We start from the raw sequence: 21,327 nt of genomic DNA on the forward strand, positions 1-21,327 counted from the left end.
GTGACATAATGTCATTAATATTACGGATTTCCATAAAAATATACGCCACAATGTCAATTATCATGACATAACGTGTAGATTATTTAAAGTTAAAATCTAAATAGTACTTTTTTCTATCCTTTTATTTCTAGACATTGTCTAAAAACCGGTACCTTCTTATTCATTTTTACCGCTTTTTTAAGGTTTAAAGTGAAGCAGCAAAATAACTGTCGAAAATTACGCCCAGATACATGAACATTCCAATCTATCATATTTATAAATTGATTGGAATAATAACATTCAATTTCGAAATGGACAAAATGGCAACTGAAATACTTATACAAACTCAGCAGCACTTCATAAAATTAAAAACGTACCTCTCTTTCTCCTTCTGCGTCAGCTTACACAACTAGATCGCCTTGTGCACTATTGAATGAAATTTTCTATCTATATTAGTAACCAAAGTATAACATTTTTAAATTCAATATGTCAGTAACCAAAGAAATTCCTGAACTTTTAAATGATCTTCTAAAAAGAAGAAATGGCGGAGCAATTAACATTAGGGGAATACAGTATCAAACTTTGTATGCTTGTTCTGTCATTCTTGATAAACTGTCATCCGGAGAAAGCAGTAACCATGTTAGACTGGAAGGCATTGAAGACCTAGATCTAATCTCCAATAAAATTGTCTGTTCCGACAACTTATACATACAATTAAAAACATCAGTAAATAAAATGGATGCTGGTAATTTCTGGAATTTAGGAATCCTGCAGAATTTTTTAAATGTATATCTTCTTGATCCTTCAAGCAAATTCAGACTGGTTTACAATATGAAAATTTCTGACGGGCAGCTAAAAAATCTAATACAGCATAACCTTGATAATAGGAATCTATATTTTTGGAAACAGAAATTATCCAGACATACCAGCTCCGAGTTTGATATACTTTCTTTTTTTAACAGTATTTCTTATGAGCATCAAAGCGAGCAAGAACTATCCATTTTATGCACAAAACTCCTTTTTGAAAAATGGGATATTACAAAGGGAACAGAAATGCAGTATTTTAAAAGCTTATTCTATCATGTTCTTGATTGGTCCAAAAACAGAAACACCATTACTCATATAGACGTAATTAAACTGTTTGCAGAAATCAAAGACCAGCATTCCAAGGCAGCAGTTAATCCTGCAGTTGCAAACAATTATATCCATGAAGTAGATTTTTACAGCACAGCAGAAAACACTTTTGACTATTTCGAAGGTAAAGCCGCGCAGCCATATCATGTTGCAGCCTGTCTTCCCGCCAGACGCAAAAAATGGGAAGAAACCATCTCTGAATCTATGTCAAATTCTAATGTAACCATTATCCGTTCTTCCAGCGGACAGGGCAAATCAACATTGGCTTGGCAGATTGGGCTGGAACTATCTAAGAACAATGCAATCTATCAGGTAAACGTCTGTCGAAATTGGGAGGAAGCAAATGCAATAGCAGATTTTTTAGAGACTCGACTTTATATAGGACAGGATCCAATTGTTATTATTGACGGTCTGAATTCAACAACAGAAAAATGGGGCTTGGTAGTTGAAAAAGTGGGCCAAAAGGGAATAAAATTTCTTGTCACTGCCAGACAGGAGGACTGGTTCCGTTACGGAGGCGATATATCAAGAATTAAAGTAAACCTTGTAGATATTAGTTTATCATTGGACGAAGCCAAAAGCATTTTTGAGCAGTTTGAAAAAACACAGAAGCTTCATCAGGATATCACTGCCTGGCAGCCTGCCTACGAACTGGTTCGTGAAAATGGATTACTCATAGAATACACCTTTCTGCTTACAAGAGGCGAAATGATTAGAGAGAGATTGGAAAACCAGCTCAAAACAATCAATCAGACCGCTTCAGGCATTTCAAAATTTGAAATTCTAAGGCTTGTTTCAATGGCAAACTGCATCAATCTTCAGGTGTCCAGCAAGGCACTTCTTAAACACATTGCCGATACTGTAGGTTTTAGCTCTGATCGCGGAGAAACACTTGCTGAATTAGAAAATGAATATTTCCTAAGTTTCAACAGAACCTATATTGAAGGACTTCATCCAGTTAGATCCTCCCATCTTACCGAACTACTCCACCGAACTATACCAGAAAGCGAAACACTGCTGAATTTATATAAAATTTTACAACCTGATCAAAAATCTGATTTTTTTGCAAATGCAGTACTTATTATAAAACCGGAAGAAAAATACGATTTTTATAAATGTATCGCTGGTGAATTAAAAAACAGCACAGCAATTGAAATGGTCCAGGCCTTAGACGGGATATCACATGCTGAGCCCTTAAGGTACTGGTTTGATAATCGTGACATATTTGATCAGGTTTTTAAAAATGGCGGGTTGGACCTTTTTGTTATGCAAACTATTCCTAAGATTAATTTAACTACATTACAGGAGTTAAAAGTAATATTGGGTGCGCAGTCTTCAAAAATTGATTTTCTTTTGGAAAAATTGCAAGACTTGCCGCGATATTCCCTAAAGGAGAGCGATATAAGTTTTTTTGCGCTTGAACTTTTCAATGGAATGAAGGATTCGAGAAAAAAAATAACGTCCTTCGATGGGCTCTCCAGTCTTACAAAATGGTATAATCGTTTGGGATTCAAACTGGACTTCCTTTTCACCTTCGACGAGGAACTCTTAAGATTGAATGATAACACCGCCTTTAGCGATGTGCTCGAAATCTATCAATATTTTCAAATGACTAATCCAGTTGAGTTTAAGAATTACATAGAAAAAAATAGAGAAAATATTCTCAGTTATATTAAAGTAAAAACGGGCTCCGTTTCTGTCGAAGAGGGAGATGAAGACAACCTTATAATAAGCTTTATAGTAAAACCTGAAAATACACTTAAACCACACCAGCAGAGCGTTACCAGAATAGAATCAGCCTATTCATTACTACCCTATTACAGTAGATATGATACCGATGGCCTCATTCTTCCATTCCCATCTCAGCAAGCTGTGATGGTGGTTCAAACTGATGCTTCCAAGCGTCTAAAACCAAAAGTCCTAATCGATCAGGAAGCGGTGCGCTATAATCAAATCTGGTCACAAACAATAATTGCCAATTACCATTCAACTTCCGCATACGAGTGGCAGGACCAAATATTCGCTTTGCGCAGTCTTGCCCTTGAATGGGCTCGAAAAATAAACAGTTACATCGAAGCTCTAATTGAAGGCGATCTTATTCAACAGCAGGTGATACCTGGAGCTCTCCAGATAATAAGCGAGAATGTTTCCGAACGGATTCATTTCAAGAAGTCCTACCCAAAATTCGGCAGAAATATGTTGCGAAGAGAAAATAAGCCTATTGATGAAAAAGCAGTGAATGATTGGATCACATCACTTAATAATGCAAACAATCAATTAATGAGCTTCTTTATTCCCAAAGAACCGGCTGCTCGCAATTTAGCATTCATCCAGCTTAAGTCCATAATTTACAAGCTGCAGGAAATGCAGCGGGCATATGCAAAAATTGAAGCTTTATCTGTTGCATACTTCAATACAACCAGCTTAATTGCCAATGAGGATAAAGTATATACCCACTTACTTAAAACCGTAAATTACTTTTACTCACATGATCCTATTAATAGGTTTCATAAAAAAGGAAAAGATCGTGTTGACCAATGGTATTGCCAGGAGCAGAAGTCTAAATTAAAGACATTGGAAAATATTCTCCTTGCCGGCCAATTTATTCTTGGCCATCAAATATTACCTCCTCAACGACTTGAAGAAACCGAATACCATGTACACACAACTTTAGCAATAGTCAACTTTGACTTTAAAAGAATGGATGCTATGGAGCTTATATGCAGAGCGCTATATCCTCTGGCTGATTTTCCGTCGGCATTTTTTACGCTTTTAAATGTGCAAGGTAAAAAGGCTATTGGCGGTCTTCGCTTTTCAAAAAGATTTTTCGAGATTATTAGGGATGGTTATAATGGATCAGAAATGGAAGAACTCGATAATTATCTGCCACTGCCTATAGTTCCTGCCGATAACATTAAAGATATCCTACCGGAGATAGAAGCTTTAAATACTGCCTCACTAAATATCGAAATAGCAGTAAAGGCAGAGATTATCAACAAATTGTGGGAGTTTTCTAAGTATAAAGCAAAAATAAATCTGGAAAACGCGATCGAAAAAGCATGGTTTGAAAAGTTAACTGCTGATACAATAGGATTCGTAGAAGATGAGCTTAAAAGACTAAACCTTACTCCCACCAATGATTTTTTCATATGGGTAAAAAACAGTCAATCCGAAAAAATAGAAAACAATGATTCCACCTATGTTGAGCAACTTTCAACACTTTTACAATAGTGGACTTAATACTTTTTTGCATCAAAAGTTAGGGCAAATTTTAATAATTTCTATTCACTTTAAATATGAGATGTAAAAAAGGGTGCAAAAATGCATTATTAACTTTAATCTTAATTTTTCGTCAGTAGATAAACTCCAAATAGAAATTCATAGAGCCAAATAAAGACATTTCTGTCTTAAGCATAACAATCATTTCAAATCCTCCATAAAAATTGTATAAATTTATATTATCATAATGCTATAAACCAATTCAGTTTTTATATTTTTTTGCACTAATCCCCAACAGGACATCTAAACCAAATTTACATAGCCAATGAAAGACAGACACTACATATAGAAAGCCAATTTCTTCAAATCATCCAAAAATGATGTTGTAATTTGCCCTGTCTTTGTCACTCAGCCAAATGGCGCCAATTGAAGACAATTGTCGCCATTTTTTAATATATACCTATTAAATAAAGTAAGTTTGATAATTTCTGATTTATTTTCTCCATATCGCAACAAGGAAATAAAGGATCAAGTGCAAAAGTTGGGGATTATGTATAAACACCAACAGGTCTTATTCTTGGGTTTTCTCCTAATGTCATATTTTAATTATAGTATTCTTATTGTTTTTTTTAATGTTTTTTTTAATGTTTTTTAAGAAAACATTCTGTCTATCTTTAACTATATCGGTCCACGAAGCGAAGGATTTCAAAACATATCTCTTAGCACTAAAGCCACTTTATTCCTTAATGTATTGTTTAATTTCGCCTATGATGTCCTGTGTATAACGTCATATTCTATATTAAGTCTTGAAAACTGTGTATTCAAAAAAATTGTTGTCCTCAGGTCATTTAACATTTGATGAGAAGGATGCCCATATGTATTACCATAACCAAAATTGCACACACTCAAAACGCGATTATGCCAGCGATTGATAGAATCACCAATATTTAATTCTTTAAATTTTTCAAAGTCCCAATTTTTAGATGAACCGTGATGAGGAACTTGGACTATGTGAACATTAACTAACTTATTTTTAAATGCTGGTGGAAAATCTATTGGGTTGTTAACGGGGTTTATAGATGTGTCACCAAACAGAAGAGTTCCTGACATTATTGAATTGTTATTTCTAGAAGGACGATCGTAATGATAGTAACGACGATGGCGGTCATTATAAAAATGATGCAGTTCACAGTCCGAATAAATTCCTCCTTCAAGATGCATATAGTTAATTGGACCGTGTAAAAGTACAAGCCCATGAGAATTTATTTCGCCTATATGATTAGTATAACATGTATGAGCTTCTTTTCTCCTGCTTGTTGCAATTTCCTTTAAATCATCAAGTGTTAAACTTTCTGTTGATTTTTTCTTTAACTTCTTTTTTAAGCAATTATGCAAATTACTAATTGCCAATTCATTTACACTTTTAACATAAGTTGTAAATTCCCATTTTTGTTGAATGAAGAATTGCAAATTATTGTCATAAACAAAAACATTTGGTGCATTCTCCAATTCTTCTATTTGGATAAGATTTCCTCTAGAGTAAATATTTTCTGATTGATTTTCCGCATCGTATCCTTCGTATTCAATCTCTAATTTTTCATTAGGTTTGACAAAATATATTTTAGTCTCTTTACTGTATTCTCCGATAAATGTAATAGGGCTTTCAATAAATAATATATAATCTTCTACAGATAAATCATTTTGAGGATCAATATTATCAGAAACCGAAACAAAAAAGAACTTTCTATGTTCTTTTTCAATATATGGTAATATGACATTTTTTACATTAAATTCTGTTAATAGACGTTTTAAACCAGAAACGTGATCATAGTCTAAATGAGAAATGAACAGCAATTCAATTTCGTTATTATGTGCAAAATAATTTTGCAGGTGTTTAAAATGATTTATTTCACTATTTAGAGATTGACTATTTCCTGCAATAAATGAGCTTGTACCACAGTCATAAACAACAGTAAAAACTTTATTATTTTCGTGTTGCCAAATTCGTCCGCCATAAAAGGAACCTTGTCCAGCTTTATAAAAAGAAAATTTTGCTTCCATGTGTTTCATTAGTCTAAACTTTTAATTTTTTCCTTTATTTTATTCAGGAAATCACTCAAATCCCGACCAAAATATCTCGGTAAAACAAATTCATCATAAATTATTGCTCTTCCAAATCCACTTGTTTCTTTTCCATCAGTTAGTAATTCAAATACTTCCCAGTTTTTACGGATATGATAATCTGCAAGTCTAATTGCACTGTCGACTTGTCTTTCTGCATCGCTTCTTATCTTTTTATTTTTACCATCTTTTGAAGTTGAATATGCAAAATAAAAATCAGAATAAATTTGATTTAAAATATTGTATAAATTTTGCCATTGCTCTTTATCCATAATTGTTTTTTGATTTAAAATATGCTAAATTATAGTAGCAAATTAAGCCTTTTGAGAAATAAAGTCATCAAGTATAATTACCTGTTTTTAACAAAAAAAAGATGCCTTTGCAGGCATATATAAATTCAGTAATTTTAAAATTATAGTATTTTATTATCAAAATAAAATAACAGCAATCCTGAAAAACAAACCACAAACAATTATTATAGAAGACAACCACATCAATATTCTTTCAAATAATGTAATTAGCCATGCTTGCTCATGATTTTTGAAGTGTTGTAGTCCCGCAGGAACTTTACGATTGAATCTTCGTTTACGGATTACATATCTGAAAGGCATTACTTTTGTACCACAAAATCTAAATCGCATAAAGTAATTTATAGAGCCAAAGAAAGACAATCCTGCCTTAGCTTAAAACATTCTTTTAAAATCCTCCATAAATTTTGTAAATTTATATATCAGTTTAATGCGATGAATCTCTTGAGTTTTTACAATTTTTGCATCAATCCTACTCAGGACATCCAAACCAAATTCATGACGCCAATGAAAGACAGACACTACATGTAGAAAGCCAATCTCTTCAAATCATCCAAAAATGATGTTGTAATTTGTCCCGTCGAGGTCACAAAAAGAGACAACTAATTAATAGTTGTCTCTTTTTTTTATGCCCTAATGTGTAGATTTTTCAAGACTATACGACTTAACATTCTATGGTTAGATTTTTCAATAGGAAATTCTTAGTCTGTTTGAAATAAAAAGTCTTAAAGTGGCGCTATCGGAGATTTAATCGAAGCTGAACGATGGTTCGAAATCCCGTTAAGGATATAGGATTTTTTTTCTCTTTTGGTTTATCGTAATTTTTTTACTAAATATTATTGTTCAATTGCGGTTGAAAATTGATTTATTTCTGTTTTAATAGTTCTTTGATAGCCATATCTAATACTGGATCATTCATGTTTAGCAAATCATTTTGAGTATTTAGAACATAAATGTCAACAGGTGCGCCGATTCCTTCATAACAAATCATTTTGTTGTCGTAGTACCGTTCATTAGAGAGTGAAATAAGCCACCCATTCGGAAGTGTAAAGCCATACATATTTGAGTAAATGCCTCGTGTGTTTGAACCGACAATTTTTACATTAGGCAGCTCTCTCATTATCGAAGCAAATAAATCTCCGGCGCTTACTGTTTTGTCATTCGTTAAGACTACTACAGGTTTTGTAAATTGAAAAACACCTTTAGGCTCAGTGTACCAAGTTTCAAGCTGCCCAAAATCTTCATATCCTCCCTTTCTTATTCTTGTTTTTTTATGCATCCCAATTACTTTACTAGCTGTAAATCTGCCTGCAACTTCATAAGCAAATTCATCATTGCCCCCAATATTATCTCTTACATCTACAATAATTGATTTCACATCTTTAAAACTTGCAAACAGCGTATCCAATAGCTTACCTGCAACTACTGCATCAGGCACATTATCAGAATCTTGATTAACGAAGCATCTGTTGAAACGCAGGTATCCAATACCATTTGAAGTCGAGTAAGCAAACAGAGGTACATGATTAAATTCAGGACCTGCGTATTGCAGCGCTGTAAATTTTTCTTGAGATAAGGAAGAATTTACCATTTGCCAAAACTTATTACGTAAACTATCTGTTGGGAACTCTTTTACGAACTGCGAAGGTTTCACGGATTTGAATTGCTTTATTCCTGGAACGATAACATTGATATGATTGTCATTAAAAGGAGCCAGCATCTGAGAAAAAACCGTATACAAAGAATCATCAGAAGTATTGACATTTATCAGTGGCCTATATTTTTGATAGGCGGCATGCCAGTCAATATTCCTTAACTTAAAGAAGGCATAGTTGTCTTCGAAAGTATGCCATAACACTTCAAAATTTAATTCCGGTTTTGAAATAGCAGTGTCTTTGGGATAAGAAATTGGATTTTGAGCGTTAGTTATATTTGCGGTGAAAATTAACAAAATCAAATAGCTAAAAATTTTCATATTTTTTTAATGATTAAATTTAAGATGGTGTTGATTAAAATTAATGCTAACGTTCTGTCGCTAAACGATTTTTGGGATTAAAGATGCGAGATTTTTCCGGTATCCACAAATTCTCCAAGTACAAAACCAAGAAATAAATCAATTTTTAACCTCAATCGAACGACAATTAATGAGTTAAATTAAATATTTTTATTTGCCTGGAAATTAATAAATCAAATGTCTAACAAAATTTCGCCCTTATTAGATTAAAGCCAAATGGAAACTCTAATATCCTCACCAAATTTTGATTTGAATGATCTTCATTTATTGCATAATTTTACTAAAAACCAACTCGTTTCTTTAACAGTACTAAATTTTATTTTCGAATTCTTTTAAAAAACTATTAAACTTCTACATGTTTAAATATACATGTGTTTTAAAAATTTTTAGCATTTAACCTCTACAGGACATACAAAGCACTATTGAATTAAAAAACAAAATAATTATCTTACAAATTCACTTGAAAATAAGCCAATTTCTTTAAATCATTCATAAAATGGTTTGTAAATTGTTCAGTAAGGTCACTTAAGGAGACAACTAGCAAATAGTTGTCTCTTTTTTTATCCCCAAACATATTGATTTTACAGGCCTTCACAGCATAATATTTGTGGTTCGATTTTTTCACAGGAAATTCTTAGTCTGTTTGAAATAAACAGTCTTAAAGTAGCGCTATCAGAGATTTAATCGAAGCTGAACGATGGTTCGAAATCCCGTTAAGGATATAGGATTTTTTTCTCTTTTGGTTTATCGTAATTTTTTGATACTAAATACAGTAATTCCAAAATAATTTTAGCTACCTTCCCATCTACTTGGCTGCGTCTTTTTAAACAATCATCTTTTTCATTTTGTCGGTCAGCTTATCTATAAAAGCCTGTTTATCTTTCTTGATCTCTTTTAAAAATTCAATATGATGCTCAGAAAGTATAAAATACTTTTCGCCCCAGATATACATCTCGATTAATATAGGAAGCAGATCAATACCCTTCTCAGAGAGTTGATATAAAAATTTTACTTTGCTTTCGGGGTGATCCAGCTTTATAATGATGCCTGCGTCTTCAAGAGATGACAATCTTGCAGCAAGTATATTAGTCGCAATTTTTTCATCCGATTTCAGAAAATCACCATAGGTGCATTTCTTATAATACATCAGGTCACGTACAATTAAAAGTGACCATTTATCTCCTAACAAATCCAGTGAACTGCTCACCGGACAGCCCGACCTTTTTTTAATTTCTTTCATTATTATTTTAACTACTTGCATTTTGCAAGTAAATTTAATTATATTTGTACTTTCAATTTGCAAGTAAAATTACAAAAAATTAACCAAAACGACTACACTATGATTTTTACCACACACAAAATTACAAATGGATACTGGAAAATCAGCTTCAACAATCCTCCTATTAACATGTTTGATACCGAATTTTCTAAACAGCTAATGACTGTGATGGACGAACTGGAGTCAAATGAAAACCTGAAAGTTGTAGTCTTTGAGAGTGAAAATCCAGACTTTTTTGTTGCTCATGTCGAACTGCTGAATGTTGGAGACTTTCCAAAAGGAACCGGAAAAACAGGCCTTTCTATAGCCTGGCCAGATATTGCGCGCAGACTGGAACTTGCCCCTTTTGTAACCATAGCTTCCATCCGTGGCCGTGCCAGAGGACTTGGAAGTGAATTTGCACAAGCATTTGATTTACGCTTCGCCAGCAGGGAGAAAGCATTCTTGGCTCAGGTAGAAATAGGGATCGGTTCATTTCCTGGGGGCGGAGGACTTGAACGCCTGCACCTGCTTACTGGACGCAGCCGAGCTCTTGAAATTATTTTAAGCGGCAATGATTATGATGCAGACACAGCCGCTTTCTACGGCTGGGTAAACCGCTCAATTCCAGACACTGAACTGGATGAATATGTTGAAAAATTTGCAAGGCGCATAGATTCATTTGACAAAAAACCAATTGCCGCCATAAAGCAGATTATGAACCAAAGAGCCAAACTTCCTTCAAACGAAGAAATTTTAGACACACAGGTTAAATTCTTTGCTTCACTCGAAGAGCCAGAAGCTCGTAGTCGTATTAAAAACCTATTTGAAAGAGGACTCCAGCAAAATGGCGATCTGGAACTAAATCTTGCTGATAAAATCTAAAAAATATGAAAGCTTATATCTTACCTAAATACGGCAAAGAAGAAAAATTACTACTCAGCGATGTAAAAATACCTGAAATTGGAGATTATGAGGTATTGGTGGAAATTCATGCTGCCAGCATCAACCAGCTGGACTTAAAAATAAAAAACGGGGATTTCAAGTTAATCCTTCCTTATCAATTACCTTTAATATTAGGTCATGATATTGCAGGAATAGTAGTGGAAACCGGTTCTAAAGTCAGTCGCTTTAAAATTGGAGACCAAATTTATGGACGAGCAGCCGATTTTCATATCGGTTCATTCACAGAATATATTGCTGTGAATGAAAATGATCTGGCACTAAAACCTAAAAATATATCAATGGAGCAGGCAGCATCAATTCCATTGGTCGGACTAACTGTATGGCAGGCTTTCGCCGAAAAAGCGAAACTTGGTAAAGGCCAAAAAGTTTTTATTCAGGCAGGTTCTGGCGGAGTTGGTACAATAGCAATTCAGTTTGCCAAACATCTTGGAGCATTTGTCGCCACGACAGCCAGCGAAAAGAATTTTGACATGCTGAAAGAACTTGGAGCTGATATTGTTATAGATTATAAAAAGGATAACTTTGAAAATATTCTTAAAGACTATGATATGGTACTTAACAGCCAGGATGTTAAAACACTTGAAAAATCATTGACAATTTTAAAACCGGTAGGCAATATTGTTTCAATTTCCGGACCTCCAACTCCAGAGTTTGCAAAATCAATCGGCGCATCAGCAATAATACGTTTTATCCTGTGGCTAACCAGCCTGAAAATTCGTAATAGGGCTAAAAATTTAAATATTAATTATTCCTTTTTATTCATGAAGGCGAACGGAAAACAACTCGAAGAAATAGGTAGCTTACTCGAATCTAAAGCAATTAAACCAGTTGTGGATAAAGTATTTTCTTTTGAGCAGACCAACGATGCTTTTGAATATATCGATAAAGGACATGCAAAGGGAAAAGTGGTTGTGAAAATAAAATAATCACATATTTTTTATTTATCATTCATAAATATTGATTCAAATGTTTTCCTAATTATTATTTAAATTTACTTCTAATACTTTGAATTTTTGACAACAAAAATTTATGAACACAATTAATTTTATAAAATCAAATGTTATCTGATTAACGATTTTAACATCTGAACCTAAAAAGACATAAACCATAATTGAATTAAAATTAAAGACCATTATCTTACAAATTCACTTAAAAACAAGCTAATTTCTTTAAATCATTCATAAAATGATTTGTAAATTGTTCAGTAAGGTCACTAAAAGAGACAACTAGCAAATAGTTGTCTCTTTTTTTATGCCCTAATGTGTAGATTTTTCAAGTCTTCACAGCCTAATATTTGTGGTTCGATTTTTTCACAAGAAATTTTTAGTCTGTTTGAAATAAACAGTCTTAAAGTGGCGCTATCAGAGATTTAATCGAAGCTGAACGATGGTTCGAAATCCCGTTAAGGATATAGATTTTTTTCTCTTTAAGCTTGTCTTAATTTTGTTAATACTAATATAGTAATTCCCAAAATAATTATAGCGTCCTTATCACAATTTCATTAATTCTATATCTTTTATTAGCAGTCCTCCCAAAACAATTTTGCAGGCCAAAATCAAAGTATAGAAATATAAAATGCAAATCTTGGATCTTCTTAAGCTTTTATATTAGAAAAGTATACAACTATCATGGATTCGTATTAATTCTTACCTCTATTATCATTCTAATTTTGCCATATAATTTTAAACGAAGAAAGAAATGAAAAAAATAATCTTAATTACAGGCGCGAGTTCAGGTATGGGCAAAGAAACTGCGAAAGCACTTATCAGACAAGGCCATACAGTTTACACAGCCGCAAGACGAATTAATCAGATGCAGGATTTAAAAGCATCGGGAGGATATCCAATTCAAATGGATGTTACAAATGAATCTGAAATAGAAACTGCCGTAAATACAATTATTCAAAAAGAGGGAAAAATTGATGTCTTATGGAATAACGCCGGTTTCGGTTTGTATGGATCAGTAGAAGATGTCTCTTTAGATGAAGCCAGAAGACAATTTGAAGTAAATGTTTTTGGAATTGCGGCAGTAACCCAAAAAGTGGTGCCTTATATGCGTAAAGCAAATTCAGGGACAATCATCAATACCTCTTCAATGGGAGGAAAAATGTACTTTCCAATGGGCGCATGGTATCACGCTTCCAAACACGCAGTTGAAGGGCTAAGCGACTGTCTGCGATTGGAATTGAAAGCATTCAACATTAAGGTTGTGGTTTTGGAACCAGGTTTTATTGCAACTGAATTTGGTTCTGTTTTGCTGGACAACTTCTCAAAAATCTCCAAAAGAAGTGCTTACACCAATCTGATGGAAAAAATAGTTGAAGGAACCAAAAAGTCTGCAGAAGGAAATGGCTCTTCCAATCCATCCGTTATTTCTGACACTATCCTTAAAATTGTGAACAGCAATAATCCAAAAACACGTTACAGGGTTGGAAAATTTGCAAAACCTATGGTCTGGATGAGAACCTATCTGGGAGATAAGCTGTTTGATAAAATTGTAATGAGCCAAATGTAAAACCTATGCATAAAAATAAAAACGATGAAGACAGCTAAAATTTTGTTTTTGATTTTATTGGTCATGGCCTCTAAAATGCAGGCTCAAGTTAATGAGAAATCGATAGTCGGCGTGTGGGAATCTGATAAAAAGGATGTCCGAATGGAGTTTTTTAAAGATGGCGCTAATTATTCGGCCAAACTTTTATGGGGAAATCTTGTGGTTGAAAAAGATGGCATAACTTCTAAAAAAGACAGCAAAAACCCAGATGTAAGATTGAGAAGCAGAAACATTCTTGGCATAACCAGCTTAACAGGATTAGAATGGAACGGTAAAGAGTACACTAACGGGAAAATTTACGATCCTCCAAGCGGCGATACCTATACCTGCAAAGCATGGATTGAAGATGGTAAACTCAATTTAAGAGGCTATTTAGGAATATCCTTATTAGGAAAAACAGTAACTTGGCATAGATATAAATGATGAATTTTTACAATCATACTCTAAATTGGATCACAGGCGAATTATTTGAAGCCTATTTTATCACTAACTTTGGTATTATCACGATCATTGGAGGCATTTTATTTGGAAAATTTGGTTCTACCTTGAATGCCAAAGCATTAGTTATTCCTTTAATTGTAGTGGGAATAGTTTACACAGCAATTGGTTTCTCTATGATTGTTTCAAACAATAACCGATTAACATCCTATAAACAGGATTTTGAAAAAGACCATCATGCTTTTGTAAAAGCCGAAAAAAAACGTGTTGAAGATTTTCAAATCGGATATACAATATCAAAAATTGTGGCTGTTGTTTTTTTTCCTATTACACTGCTGCTCTTTTGGTTCTCTAAAAGTCCAGCTCTTCATGGATTAGGCCTTGGACTTGCCCTTTTTGCCTTAGCCGGATTAATGGTTGATTATTTTTCGCAGGAGAGAGCCAATGCATATTACGAAATGATAGTAACAGAATTAAGCAATGCAAAAATTTCAAACTAAAGAGTTAAAGTAAATTAATAATTTGTTTTTGATCAAGAGAATATGAAACCGATAATCAATCTAAAAAGCATTTCCGACATAAATAAGTTTGTGCGGCAGGGCAATATCAATCATCCGCTGGTGGCTGTTATCGATTTTAGCAAAGTAGACGAATATGTAGAAGAAGGCACGCGTATTTGCTGTGATTTTTATTCGATAATGTTTAAAAATTATTGTGCAAACGGACTCCGATACGGCAAGCAGACATATGATTTTCAAGAAGGAAGCCTAATCTGCATCGCTCCCAAACAGACAATGACGATGGATAATGAAATTGAAAAAAGAGACGACATGATGGGATGGGGACTTTTTTTTCATCCCGACCTTATCCGCAATACTTCTCTGGGATTAAAAATGAAAGAATACACGTTTTTTTCCTATGAAACATCGGAAGCCCTGCACTTGTCGGAGAAAGAAAAGCAGATATTGCATGACTGCGTTGTAAAGATTCAAAACGAACTTCAGGAAAACATCGACAGTCACAGCCAGACTTTAATTGTTTCTAATATTGAACTCCTGCTAAATTACTGTTCACGCTTTTACGGCCGACAGTTTATAACCAGAAAGAATGCAAACCGGGATATTGTCGCTAAAGCAGAAAACATTATTAAGGAATACTTTAACAAAAGCTATTTAAAAAAGAACGGGCTTCCAACAGTAAAATATCTTGCAGATGCACTTCACTTGTCTCCAAATTACTTAACAGACCTGTTAAAAAAAGAAACCGGAATGAGTGCCCAGGACCATATCCATTATTTTCTCATGGAAGAAGCCAAAAGCATTTTAATGAATACCGATTCTTCTGTTGCAGAAATTGCCTATTCTCTCGGTTTCGAATACCCCCAGTACTTTAGCAAACTATTTAAAACCAAGACAGGAAAGACACCGAAGGAATATAGAAGCCTAAATTGATATTTTTTACAACAACTCCATTTTAAAATTTATCATGGGTAAATTATGATAGGGATATTTTGGAAATTTGAATTTACTTCTAACTATGCGTATTATTTAAAGGAAATAATCAAAATTTATAAAGGAAACTTTTATCACATTAAAAATTAATTGCACAATTGTATTACCCCTACGATACATACAAACCGCTAAGAAATGAAAGAATAAGATAATAATCTCACAAATTCACTTGAAAATAAGCTAATTTTTTTAAATCATTCATAAAATGGTTTGTAAATTGTTCAGTAAGGGTCACTAAAAGAGACAACTAGTTAATAGTTGTCTCTTTTTTTATACACAAACATATTGATTTTCCATGCCTTCACAATCTAATATTTGTGGTTCGATTTTTTCACAGGAAATTCTTAGTCTGTTTGAAAAAAAACAGTCTTAAAGTGGCGCTATCAGAGATTTAATCGAAGCTGAACGATGGTTCGAAATCCCGTTAAGGATATAGGATTTTTTTCTCTTTTGGTTTATCGTAATTTTTTGATACTAAATACAGTAATTCCAAAATAATTTTAGCTTCCTTCTCATCTACCTGAGTGTCATTCTTTTGAAACAATCATCTTTTTCATTTTGTCAGTCAGCTTATCTATAAAAGCCTGTTTATCTTTCTTGATTTCTTTTAAAAATTCAATGTGATGCTCAGAAAGTATAAAATACTTTTCTCCCCAGATATACATTTCGATTAATACCGGAAGCAGATCAATGCCCTTCTCAGAGAGTTGATATAAAAATTTTACTTTGCTTTCGGGATGATCCAGCTTTACAATGATTCCAACTTCTTCAAGAGTTGATAATCTTGCTGCAAGGATGTTAGTCGCAATTTTTTCATCTGATTTTAGAAAATCACCATAGGTGCATTGCTTATAATACATTAGGTCACGTACAATTAAAAGTGACCATTTATCTCCTAGCAAATCAAGGGAACTACTCACTGGACAGCCCGACCTTTTTTTTATTTCTTTCATTATTTCTCAACTACTTGCATTTTGCAAGTGTATTTATTTATATTTGTACTTTCAATTTGCAAGCAAAATTACAAAAATTAACCAAAACGATTCAATTATGATTTTTATCACACACAAAATTACAAATGGATATTGGAAAATCAGTTTCAATAATCCGCCGATTAACATGTTTGATACTGAATTTTCTAAACAGCTAATGACTGTGATGGACGAACTGGAGTCAAATGAAAACCTAAAAGTTGTAGTATTTGAGAGTGAAAATCCAGACTTTTTTGTTGCTCATGTCGAGTTGCTAAATGTTGGAGACTTTCCAAAAGGAACCGGAAAAACAGGTCTTTCTATAGCTTGGCCAGATATTGCACGCAGACTGGAACTTGCCCCTTTTGTGACAATCGCTTCTATCCGAGGTCGTGCAAGAGGACTTGGAAGCGAATTTGCACAAGCATTTGATTTGCGATTCGCCAGCAGGGAGAAAGCATTCTTGGCTCAGGTAGAAATAGGGATCGGTTCTTTTCCTGGTGGCGGAGGACTTGAACGTCTGCATCTGCTTACAGGGCGCAGCCGAGCTCTTGAAATTATTTTAAGCGGTAATGATTATGATGCAGATACAGCCGCGTTCTACGGCTGGGTAAACCGCTCAATACCTGATTCTGAGCTGGATGAATATGTTGAAAAATTTGCAAGGCGCATAGATTCATTTGACAAAAAACCAATTACTGCCATAAAGCAGATCATGAACCAAAGAGCCAAACTTCCTTCAAACGAAGAAATTTTAGACACACAGGTTAAATTCTTTGCTTCACTCGAGGAGCCTGAAGCACGCGGTCGAATTAAAAAACTATTTGAAAGAGGACTCCAGCAAAATGGTGATCTGGAACTAAATCTTGCTGATAACATCTAAAAAAATATGAAAGCTTATATCTTACCTAAATACGGCAAAGCAGAAAAATTATTACTCAGCGATGTAAAAATACCTGAAATTGGAGATTATGAGGTTTTGGTAGAAATTCATGCTGCCAGCATCAACCAGCTGGACTTAAAAATAAAAAACGGTGATTTCAAGTTAATCCTTCCTTACCAATTACCTTTAATATTAGGTCATGATATTGCAGGAATAGTAGTAGAAACCGGCTCAAAAATCAGTCGCTTTAAAATTGGAGACCAGATTTATGGACGAGCAGCCGATTTTCATATCGGTTCCTTCGCGGAATATATTGCTGTGAATGAAAATGATATGGCACTAAAACCTAAAAATATATCAATGGAGCAGGCAGCATCAATTCCATTGGTCGGACTAACTGTATGGCAGGCTTTCGCCGAAAAAGCGAAACTTGGTAAAGGCCAGAAAGTTTTTATTCAGGCAGGTTCTGGCGGAGTCGGTACAATAGCAATTCAGCTTGCCAAACATCTTGGAACATTTGTCGCCACAACAGCAAGCGAAAAGAATTTTGATATGATGAAAGACCTTGGAGCTGATATCGTTATAGATTATAAAAAGGATAACTTTGAAAATATTCTTAAAGATTATGATCTGGTACTTAACAGCCAGGATGTTAAAACACTTGAAAAATCATTGACCATTTTAAAACCGGGAGGCAGTATTATTTCAATTTCTGGACCTCCAACCCCAGAATTTGCAAAATCAATCGGCGCATCAGCAATAATAAGTTTTATACTTTGGCTGACCAGCATGAAAATCCGTAATAGGGCTAAAAATTTAAATATTAATTATTCCTTTTTATTCATGAAGGCGAACGGAAGGCAACTTGAACAAATAGGGAATTTACTCGAATCTAAAGCAATTAAACCCGTTGTGGATAAAGTATTTTCTTTTGAGCAGACCAACGATGCTTTTGAATATATGGAAAAAGGGCATGCAAAAGGAAAAGTGGTTGTGAAAATAAAATGATCACCTAATTCATTTTAATTATCATCAATAAATTTTGATTCAAATATTTTCCTATTATTATTTAAATTTACTTCTAATACTTTGAATTTTTGTCGTCAAAAATTTATGAATACAAATTAATTTTATAAAATCATATGTTTATCTAATTAACGATTCTTAGCATCTAACCCTAGCAAGACATACAAACCGCAACTGAAGAAAAATTTAAAATAATTATCTTACAAATTCACTTGAAAATAAGCCAATTTCTTTAAATCATTAATAAAATGGTTTGTAAATTGTTCAGTAAGGGTCACAAGCCAAAAGGCGCCAATTGTCTTCAATTTGCGCCTTTTTTTATAGTTATTAAAATACGCTGTTTTCGAATCATTTTTCCCCTTCTTTTATTTTTTGAGAATACTGCAGAAATTAAGAAGCGCAAAAGAGCTTCAATTATTTAAGAATAACAAGATAAGTTTGTAATTCATCGTTCGATAATTAACCAGGATTCTAACTTCAATCATGGAAGAAAAATTATCAACCCATAATTAGAGTGCTTTTAATCTATATTTAATCATATAAAAGGAAATCTAATTTGCAGATTATTTATCATTTCATCTTCCGTAAATTTCTTTCCAGAAAATTTCTACTGCCAGTTATTGATTAGTATAAAACTACATTACTTCTCAATAAAATATCTTAATAAAACAAAAAAGATTGCACATTGTAATCTGCAACATCTTTTAATGACAATAATGCGTCCAGTTGACAATTTTGAAATTAATTTTATTACAAATTGTTTCTGTTTTATTCATAATCCTTAGCAGATCAAAAAAATTGCACAAGTCTTCCAACTATTCAAAATATTATAGATAATTAATTATGAAAAAGATAAAGTTAAAATTGTTCGTTTATTTTCTATTAGCAACAATACAGATTTATGCCCAGGACGGGCAACGGACTTTTGCGGGTGAACCTCCAATTGGAACAGTACCTTCTAATCTAGATTTTGACTATCAGTTGAAATATCAAAGAGCATTAGAAGCTCATTTATAGGGAATTCCTGCCGCAGCCATATACCGTTTCCGGGCAGCTGCCTACTCAGACTTGGGATATAAGGATAATGACATTATAACATATTCTGGAGTGGCAACACCCAAACTTGAGGCGATAACCGCCAATAGCAGCACTCCTTACATTACTGCATTTGGAGATTTACGAAAAGAGCCAATTATACTGCAGGTTCCTCCTTCCGGAAATCAAGGTACATTGTATGGGCAAGTAGTTGATGCATGGCAATTTACAATTGCTGATGTAGGACCTTCAGGATTGGACAAAGGCAAAGGAGGAAAATATCTTTTCGTTCCGAATGGTTATTCAAAAGCTATACCGCCAGGCTACATAGTAGTCAAGTCGCCAAATTATAGAATCGCATTCGCATTCAGGTCAATCGTAGGAAAAGGAAAAACATTAAAGCAGGCTTTCGACTACGCACAAACTCTTAAAATGTATTATTTATCTCAAGCAAAAAGTCCTCGATAACAGCGTTTTATTGATCCTACAGCAACAAAGCAGACCTATTCGACACTCACCTTCTATGATGAACGCTATTTTCAAGATCTCGATGATACGTTACTGTAGAACCAGTTCAAAGCAAAGACAAACCTTCCGGTGCCGATTTAGGAGTATAAGGTTTCCAGTCTGGCTTGGAATTTCTTACATCGAGTTCAATAACACCTTTAAAGTTTTCTTTCCTTACTTCTCTAGGGTCTGCCTGGGCATAAGATCTTGTAGTAAAGCCCGCAATAAGACACATAATAAAAAATAGTACATGTCCCTTAATTGTAATTCTTTTCATAAATTACGCTTTAAGTTAATACAATTTATACTGAACAATCATTCATATTAAAATTTATGAAAAACCATTCAACTATAAAATTACATGATTCAACGTCCAAGCTGTAATTAAAGATGTTGCATATTATAATTTGCAAACAAAAAAAAGAGAAATAAACCAATCAAAAAAAGCCCAATACCAAAAGGTATCGGGCTTCGCAGAATAGAATTATTTCTTAAATTAAATTTTAAGTCCAGACATTAATTTTTCAATTTTAGAATACGAAATTTCAGGATTAGCACCTGGCGACTCGGCAACTAAAGCTCCAATTGCACAGGCAAAATCAATTGACTCTTGAGCATCTTTTCCGTTTAATAATGAAGTGATCAAAGCGGCCAGAAAAGAATCTCCCGCACCTACTGTATCTGAAACTTCAATTGGATAACCTCCATTTTCATAAACTTTTCCTTTCCAAAGCAACAAGGCGCCATGTTTTCCTTTTGTCACACACATTGCTGTTGCTTTTGTATTTTCTTCAATAAAAGCCATATTTTCTTCCAAAGTTTCAAAGGGAGAATTCAGTGCTTTTGCAATTTCAAGCAATTCCTCATCATTAAATTTTATGAAATCAGCCGATTGCATGAGCTGGTTCAGGTTTTCATACGTATAATGCGGTTTTCTTAAATTCACATCAAATACCTTATAAACATTATATTGAAGCAGTTCTTCTAAAGCATTTCTGGAAACATTGTCGCGACAAACCAAACTCCCGTAAATTAACACATCTGCTTCAGCAACCGTTGTTTTAGCCAAATTATTCAATACAATTTTATCCCAAGCAGACGGATAATTGATTTCGTAAGTTGCCGATCCGCGTTGATTTAATGTTACGTTAACCAAGCCCGTTGGGAAATCTTCTGAAACTACAATCGTATCAGTTTCAAGTCCCAGTTGGCCTACCTGACTTTTTATGGCTTTTCCGTCTTCATCATTTCCTACACAGCTTATCATGGCTACCTCGCAACCTAACGTTTTCATACGTAAAGCCACATTCAAAGGTGCTCCGCCAATCTTTTTCTCATTTCCAAAAACATCCCATAGCACCTCTCCGTATGCCACTGCTTTAAGGTTTTCTCCGTTATTCATTC

Annotated in this window: 17 protein-coding genes; 10 read left to right on the top strand and 7 right to left on the bottom strand. The window is 33.9% G+C overall.

Features of this window, described 5'->3' with window-relative positions:
* Nucleotides 1-465: 465 nt before the first annotated feature.
* Nucleotides 466-4,344: a hypothetical protein gene (locus tag GR162_RS06545; RefSeq protein WP_160781450.1), complete on the top strand. Its 3,879-nt coding sequence runs from the start codon at nt 466-468 to the stop codon at nt 4,342-4,344.
* 753 nt (nt 4,345-5,097) lie between these two features.
* Here GR162_RS06545 and GR162_RS06550 read toward each other — a convergent pair.
* The 4 genes from GR162_RS06550 to GR162_RS06565 all read right to left on the bottom strand — a co-directional run bounded on the left by GR162_RS06550 (nt 5,098) and on the right by GR162_RS06565 (nt 10,036).
* Entirely contained in the window at nt 5,098-6,402 is a 1,305-nt protein-coding gene (locus tag GR162_RS06550) for an MBL fold metallo-hydrolase (protein WP_160781451.1), read from the bottom strand.
* Nucleotides 6,402-6,725, bottom strand: coding sequence for a hypothetical protein (locus GR162_RS06555; RefSeq protein WP_160781452.1), 324 nt, complete (start codon nt 6,723-6,725; stop codon nt 6,402-6,404). Before GR162_RS06555 ends, GR162_RS06550 begins: the two co-directional genes overlap by 1 nt.
* Nucleotides 6,726-7,626: 901 nt before the next feature.
* Nucleotides 7,627-8,736, bottom strand: a complete 1,110-nt coding sequence (locus GR162_RS06560; protein ID WP_160781453.1) for a S41 family peptidase — start codon at nt 8,734-8,736, stop codon at nt 7,627-7,629.
* Between the two features lie 862 nt (nt 8,737-9,598).
* Nucleotides 9,599-10,036, bottom strand: a complete 438-nt coding sequence (locus GR162_RS06565; RefSeq protein ID WP_202393908.1) for a helix-turn-helix domain-containing protein — start codon at nt 10,034-10,036, stop codon at nt 9,599-9,601.
* Nucleotides 10,037-10,114: 78 nt separating this feature from the next.
* Here GR162_RS06565 and GR162_RS06570 point away from each other — a divergent pair, with 78 nt between their 5' ends.
* The 6 genes from GR162_RS06570 to GR162_RS06595 all read left to right on the top strand — a co-directional run bounded on the left by GR162_RS06570 (nt 10,115) and on the right by GR162_RS06595 (nt 15,441).
* Nucleotides 10,115-10,918 carry an enoyl-CoA hydratase/isomerase family protein gene (locus GR162_RS06570; RefSeq protein ID WP_160781454.1) on the top strand — a complete coding sequence of 268 codons (804 nt, stop codon included), beginning with the start codon at nt 10,115-10,117 and terminating at the stop codon, nt 10,916-10,918.
* Between the two features lie 5 nt (nt 10,919-10,923).
* Complete coding sequence (locus GR162_RS06575; protein WP_160781455.1) at nt 10,924-11,925, top strand: NADP-dependent oxidoreductase; 1,002 nt, start codon at nt 10,924-10,926, stop codon at nt 11,923-11,925.
* Nucleotides 11,926-12,697: 772 nt separating this feature from the next.
* Nucleotides 12,698-13,513 carry an oxidoreductase gene (locus tag GR162_RS06580; protein WP_160781456.1) on the top strand — a complete coding sequence of 272 codons (816 nt, stop codon included), beginning with the start codon at nt 12,698-12,700 and terminating at the stop codon, nt 13,511-13,513.
* 24 nt (nt 13,514-13,537) lie between these two features.
* On the top strand, nt 13,538-13,975 hold the full coding sequence (locus GR162_RS06585) for a DUF2147 domain-containing protein (protein ID WP_160781457.1): 438 nt from the start codon (nt 13,538-13,540) through the stop codon (nt 13,973-13,975).
* Nucleotides 13,972-14,490, top strand: coding sequence for a hypothetical protein (locus GR162_RS06590; protein ID WP_160781458.1), 519 nt, complete (start codon nt 13,972-13,974; stop codon nt 14,488-14,490). Before GR162_RS06585 ends, GR162_RS06590 begins: the two co-directional genes overlap by 4 nt.
* A 42-nt stretch (nt 14,491-14,532) precedes the next feature.
* Nucleotides 14,533-15,441, top strand: a complete 909-nt coding sequence (locus GR162_RS06595) for an AraC family transcriptional regulator (protein ID WP_160781459.1) — start codon at nt 14,533-14,535, stop codon at nt 15,439-15,441.
* 587 nt (nt 15,442-16,028) lie between these two features.
* Here the strand turns inward: GR162_RS06595 and GR162_RS06600 are convergent.
* Complete coding sequence (locus tag GR162_RS06600) at nt 16,029-16,454, bottom strand: helix-turn-helix domain-containing protein (RefSeq protein WP_160781460.1); 426 nt, start codon at nt 16,452-16,454, stop codon at nt 16,029-16,031.
* Between the two features lie 97 nt (nt 16,455-16,551).
* Between GR162_RS06600 and GR162_RS06605 the strand changes: the two genes are divergently transcribed.
* From GR162_RS06605 to GR162_RS22125, 3 genes are all read left to right on the top strand, one after another.
* The gene (locus GR162_RS06605) at nt 16,552-17,355 is read left to right on the top strand and encodes an enoyl-CoA hydratase/isomerase family protein (protein ID WP_160781461.1); all 804 of its coding nucleotides are present in this window, start codon (nt 16,552-16,554) and stop codon (nt 17,353-17,355) included.
* 6 nt (nt 17,356-17,361) lie between these two features.
* Nucleotides 17,362-18,363, top strand: coding sequence for an NADP-dependent oxidoreductase (locus GR162_RS06610; RefSeq protein ID WP_160781462.1), 1,002 nt, complete (start codon nt 17,362-17,364; stop codon nt 18,361-18,363).
* Nucleotides 18,364-19,488: 1,125 nt separating this feature from the next.
* Nucleotides 19,489-19,884: a DUF1254 domain-containing protein gene (locus GR162_RS22125; protein ID WP_202393909.1), complete on the top strand. Its 396-nt coding sequence runs from the start codon at nt 19,489-19,491 to the stop codon at nt 19,882-19,884.
* Nucleotides 19,885-19,990: 106 nt separating this feature from the next.
* Here the strand turns inward: GR162_RS22125 and GR162_RS22130 are convergent, their stop codons facing one another.
* Nucleotides 19,991-20,200, bottom strand: a complete 210-nt coding sequence (locus GR162_RS22130) for a hypothetical protein (protein WP_202393910.1) — start codon at nt 20,198-20,200, stop codon at nt 19,991-19,993.
* A 219-nt stretch (nt 20,201-20,419) separates the two neighbouring features.
* Entirely contained in the window at nt 20,420-21,325 is a 906-nt protein-coding gene (locus GR162_RS06620; protein ID WP_160781463.1) for a carbohydrate kinase, read from the bottom strand.
* Nucleotides 21,326-21,327 lie beyond the last annotated feature (2 nt).

This window comes from Flavobacterium sp. HBTb2-11-1, from assembly GCF_009826975.1.
GTDB lineage: Bacteria > Bacteroidota > Bacteroidia > Flavobacteriales > Flavobacteriaceae > Flavobacterium.

Bases quoted from the DNA above. Each gene is read 5' to 3' on its own strand.
- GR162_RS06585 (WP_160781457.1), top strand. From the start codon at position 13,538: ATGAAGACAGCTAAAATTTTGTTTTTGATTTTATTGGTCATGGCCTCT.
- GR162_RS06595 (WP_160781459.1), top strand. From the start codon at position 14,533: ATGAAACCGATAATCAATCTAAAAAGCATTTCCGACATAAATAAGTTT.
- GR162_RS06580 (WP_160781456.1), top strand. From the start codon at position 12,698: ATGAAAAAAATAATCTTAATTACAGGCGCGAGTTCAGGTATGGGCAAA.
- GR162_RS06570 (WP_160781454.1), top strand. From the start codon at position 10,115: ATGATTTTTACCACACACAAAATTACAAATGGATACTGGAAAATCAGC.
- GR162_RS06610 (WP_160781462.1), top strand. From the start codon at position 17,362: ATGAAAGCTTATATCTTACCTAAATACGGCAAAGCAGAAAAATTATTA.
- GR162_RS06555 (WP_160781452.1), bottom strand. From the start codon at position 6,725: ATGGATAAAGAGCAATGGCAAAATTTATACAATATTTTAAATCAAATT.
- GR162_RS06605 (WP_160781461.1), top strand. From the start codon at position 16,552: ATGATTTTTATCACACACAAAATTACAAATGGATATTGGAAAATCAGT.
- GR162_RS06545 (WP_160781450.1), top strand. From the start codon at position 466: ATGTCAGTAACCAAAGAAATTCCTGAACTTTTAAATGATCTTCTAAAA.
- GR162_RS06590 (WP_160781458.1), top strand. From the start codon at position 13,972: ATGATGAATTTTTACAATCATACTCTAAATTGGATCACAGGCGAATTA.
- GR162_RS06600 (WP_160781460.1), bottom strand. From the start codon at position 16,454: ATGAAAGAAATAAAAAAAAGGTCGGGCTGTCCAGTGAGTAGTTCCCTT.
- GR162_RS06575 (WP_160781455.1), top strand. From the start codon at position 10,924: ATGAAAGCTTATATCTTACCTAAATACGGCAAAGAAGAAAAATTACTA.
- GR162_RS06620 (WP_160781463.1), bottom strand. From the start codon at position 21,325: ATGAATAACGGAGAAAACCTTAAAGCAGTGGCATACGGAGAGGTGCTA.
- GR162_RS22130 (WP_202393910.1), bottom strand. From the start codon at position 20,200: ATGAAAAGAATTACAATTAAGGGACATGTACTATTTTTTATTATGTGT.
- GR162_RS06550 (WP_160781451.1), bottom strand. From the start codon at position 6,402: ATGAAACACATGGAAGCAAAATTTTCTTTTTATAAAGCTGGACAAGGT.
- GR162_RS06565 (WP_202393908.1), bottom strand. From the start codon at position 10,036: ATGCAAGTAGTTAAAATAATAATGAAAGAAATTAAAAAAAGGTCGGGC.
- GR162_RS06560 (WP_160781453.1), bottom strand. From the start codon at position 8,736: ATGAAAATTTTTAGCTATTTGATTTTGTTAATTTTCACCGCAAATATA.